Raw genomic sequence first — 1,575 nt, forward strand, 5'->3', positions numbered from 1 at the left:
CGGAGATAATTTCAAAGGTTTACCTATTGCAAACTTTTACGGAAGAATATTCTCAAAGAAAAAGCACCCTTTTTACAAAGGATGCCTGCATTTAGTCGCATTTAGGTATTTCACTTGGCTTTAATCTTTTTCGTTTGAAATCAATAGCGTGCCAATCTAGGGTTTTTTCATTACTAAAAGTGATTTTCACTAAATCATTAGGAGGACCGTGAGCTCCTTCAAATGTTATAAGCTGCACGGTAACATTAAATATGTAAGTGCCTGTGGGCAGCTTTTCAATTTTAATAATCTTATCACACTCATTTTGTGTAATTTCGCCATATTGCTTCTTCAATTCCTGTTGAATTAAGGGATAAAGCATAATGAAAATCACATCATCACGCAACTGTATATCATTTTCAGTTACGGTTTTGGCTTGGACAGGGGAATAAGAGAAAAGGGTCAAACAAGCAAGCAGAATTAAAAGGCTTTTTTTCATAAAAATCCTCCATTCAAAGTTGCTTTTAGTATGAACAATAAAGAAATTTTTATTAAGCTAACGTGGTGCTTTACTTCAAGAAGGATATAGCATTTTTTCTTATTGAACTAACGGGGCAGGTTAGTTGAAAAAAGAATTTTTTTAAAAAAATATTCTGTTGGAACTTTATGTTAAAATGTTTATATATTTTGAATTAAAGGGGATAGATTCATTGAGTAAAAATGCGAAATTACTTTATTGTATATTGGGAAGTGCTGTACTTGCTTTATTAAATAGTTCTATGCTTAGTTACGCTAAACTTGGAATGTTCCCAGGTGGTTATGGAGGAAATATATTTGGAGAATTGTTAGTTCTAATTGCAAATATATTGTCTTTGCTTGGGTTTATATTTTTAATAATATTTTCTCTTATCTTAATAATAAATAATATAAATTTAAAGGAAAAATAAATAGCTTGCAATCGAATCTTCAACTAACGGGTAGCTTTAGTTGAACAAGTGGCTGCCTGTAAGGGTAGCTTTTTCTTCTTAAACTAACGGGGCAGGTTAGTATGATTAAGTATGAAACAAACCGACTAGGATTCCGTCTAATCGTAAAAGGGGGTGGGAACGATGAGAAGATTATTTATCGTTGTTTCTATAATTTTGATTTTCGGACTATTTGGCTGTGTAACAAATAACAACAATGAAGAAAATGTAAGTGGTAAATCGAAAATTACCAATGAGTCTAAACAGGTGGATGATTTCAAAGTATCAATAAGTGTTGAAAAAGACCTTAATGTTTATGCCACGATTACTTATATAGGAGAAGCAGCTGAAAAAGATATATATCATGGTGGAAGTATTTTTTTCTTTAATGTTTATCAACAAGATGGTGATTTTGAATATTTTGGTGCTATGAATCAACCATTATTAACAACAACACTGATTCGAAATGAGCCTCACAGAGTAAAATTTAAAGGGATAGAAAAAATTAAATTAAAGACGGGTACTTATGAATTTGAAGCTATTGCTGATTTTTCCTTGGATTCAGATGATGTATTAGGAACAAAAATTGAAATTCCTGTTTCCAAAATTGAGGAAGTTAAATAATTCCTTG

General features: G+C 31.3%; 3 protein-coding genes. 2 read left to right on the forward strand and 1 reads right to left on the reverse strand.

The window, feature by feature from the left end; translation table 11 throughout:
* Nucleotides 1–91 precede the first annotated feature (91 nt).
* Complete coding sequence (locus H2672_RS19025; protein WP_186673966.1) at nt 92–478, reverse strand: DUF3888 domain-containing protein; 387 nt, start codon at nt 476–478, stop codon at nt 92–94.
* A gap of 211 nt (nt 479–689) precedes the next feature.
* Between H2672_RS19025 and H2672_RS19030 the strand changes: the two genes are divergently transcribed.
* Nucleotides 690–926, forward strand: coding sequence for a hypothetical protein (locus H2672_RS19030; RefSeq protein ID WP_186673968.1), 237 nt, complete (start codon nt 690–692; stop codon nt 924–926).
* A gap of 162 nt (nt 927–1,088) precedes the next feature.
* Nucleotides 1,089–1,568 (forward strand): hypothetical protein, encoded by a 480-nt coding sequence (locus H2672_RS19035; RefSeq protein WP_186673971.1) that lies wholly within the window; start codon nt 1,089–1,091, stop codon nt 1,566–1,568.
* Nucleotides 1,569–1,575: the final 7 nt, after the last annotated feature.

It is taken from the genome of Sporosarcina sp. BP05 (genome assembly GCF_014282005.1).
GTDB lineage: Bacteria > Bacillota > Bacilli > Bacillales_A > Planococcaceae > Sporosarcina.

Coding starts and splice junctions, on each gene's coding strand:
- H2672_RS19035 (WP_186673971.1), top strand. CDS start 1,089: ATGAGAAGATTATTTATCGTTGTTTCTATAATTTTGATTTTCGGACTA.
- H2672_RS19025 (WP_186673966.1), bottom strand. CDS start 478: ATGAAAAAAAGCCTTTTAATTCTGCTTGCTTGTTTGACCCTTTTCTCT.